General features: G+C 66.3%; 2 protein-coding genes. Both read left to right on the forward strand.

Annotated features, from left to right (window positions below):
- The first annotated feature begins 328 nt into the window (after nucleotides 1-328).
- Nucleotides 329-1060: a DUF6082 family protein gene (locus tag AC067Z_RS38825; protein WP_327592691.1), complete on the forward strand. Its 732-nt coding sequence runs from the start codon at nucleotides 329-331 to the stop codon at nucleotides 1058-1060.
- A gap of 32 nt (nucleotides 1061-1092) precedes the next feature.
- The gene (locus AC067Z_RS38830) at nucleotides 1093-1863 is read left to right on the forward strand and encodes a transposase (protein ID WP_478794349.1); all 771 of its coding nucleotides are present in this window, start codon (nucleotides 1093-1095) and stop codon (nucleotides 1861-1863) included.
- Nucleotides 1864-2021 lie beyond the last annotated feature (158 nt).

Below are 2021 nucleotides of genomic sequence, written 5' to 3' on the forward strand. Positions count from 1 at the left end.
CCCGTCGAATACGAGACCAGCTACTACCGCGCAACCCCGAAACCCCAGGTCACAACCACAATCTGAAGTCTCTACCGAACCCGGAACGGTTCAATCAAGTTTGTCTCAGCCTAAGGGCTGTCCCGTAATCGATCTTCGGGCCGATGCGGCGGCGGTTCCTCGGCAAGGGGCGCTCGCCCGGTCGGCGAAGGTGAGCTGGTGCAGGCGGGCGCTGCCGAGCATGACGGCTGCGCATAGGCTGCCCCATGGTTCGGCCTAGCCACTGGGGCAGGCTCGCCTGGGGGTGATTTACCTGATAGCTCGTCATCGGTCTGCGGCTGGAGCATCAGTGGCTCGCCGGGTGGGCAGGGCTCTGGGGCTGGTCGCAGTTGCGGCGGCCGTGCTGGCGGCGCTGTTGTTGTCGCCTTTCGTGCTGCAGGACGTCGCCGGTTCCAAGGGCGTGGACTGGAACAGGCTGAGTCAGATCGGCGCCGCGTACGGCTTCACGTCGGCGATCGTCTCGGCGCTCGCGTTGGCCGGTGTTGCCGGTTCGCTGATTGTTCAGAACCGGCAGGCCAGGGCGGAGCAGGTCCAGGGGATTCGCAGCTACTACCTTGAGCTGGTTCGCCTGGAACTTGAGGACATGGCGCTTTACCAGCCTGTCTGGGGCGACACGGACATCGCCGATCCCCATGAGCGGAAGCGGCATGTCTATGCCGACCTCATGATGAACTACGCGTGGATGGGTTACGAGATCGGGACCATTCGCGAGCCTCTCCTGCGGGACATGCTGTCCGGGATGTTCACCGGAGAGGCTGGGCGGCACTACTGGAGCAGGGCCCGCACCTCATGGACCGCCAGTTCGTCAGGAAGCCGTATCGGTCGTCGCTTCCTGGCCATCGTGGGCGAGGAGCACGCTCGCGCTGTTGCTACCGGACCGCCGACGCGCTCGGCCGTCGCCCCGAGTCCGCCCGACGTGCCTGCCGCAGGAGCGGCGCCCGTATGGCGGACGGCGGCCGGCGCCCTGATCGGCCTGGGTACCGGCTTGGCACTCGGATCGCTGTTGCGCAGTCGGCGCTGAGGGCCGTTGGGCACGAGTTGGATGATCATGGTGTGACTGGTGTGATCATGGCGTCGGAGCCGTCTTGGATAGGCCCGTTCTCCGGGCTGAGCCCGCGCTGCTTCGGGAAGTTGGTGACCGCGCTGCGGCGTGAGGGGGCCGACGCGGTTGGCCGGGGACGGCCCTGGAGCCTGCCTCTGGAGGACCGAGTGCTGCTGGTCGCGGCCTACTGGCGCACGAACTTGACGATGCGCCAGCTGGCCCTGCTGTTCGGCATCTCGAAGTCTGCGGCAGACCGGATCATCGACCACCTCGGCCCGCTGATGTCTCTGCGGCCGCGGCGCCGGTTCTCCAAGGACGCTGTCCTGATCGTGGACGGCACCCTGGTTCCCACCCGTGACCACGAGGTAGCCGAGCAGTCCAAGAACTATCGGTACTCCACCAACCACCAGATCGTGATCGACGCCGACAGCCGACTCGTCGTCGTGGTCGGCCGACCGCTGCCCGGCAACCGCAATGACTGCAAGGCATGGGAGTTATCAGGCGCCAAGGACGCTGTCGGCAGGACCACGGTGATCGCGGACGGCGGCTACCGGGGCACCGGTCTGGTCATTCCGCATCGCCGCGCGCGCGGTCAGACCGAACTGCCGTCATGGAAAGAGGATCACAACGCCTCGCACCGCAAGGTCCGCGCCCGAGTCGAGCATGCCTTCGCTCGGATGAAGGGCTGGAAGATCCTCCGCGACTGCCGCCTGAAAGGCGACGGCGTCCACTACGCCATGCTCGGCATCGCCCGCCTCCACAATCTCGCTCTCACGGGATAACGGCTGGTCCCACTGGTCAGCCCTGCGCCTCAACCCGTAGAAGATCGTTTACGGGACAACCTTTAGGTGGGACGCTGTGGCTGTCCGTTCACGGTTCCGGCGTGGCTCCGGGCGTTGGCTCGTCGCGCTCCACCCACGTGCCGCAGCTGGTGATCACC

The sequence above is a fragment of the Streptomyces sp. NPDC043812 genome (genome assembly GCF_056436245.1).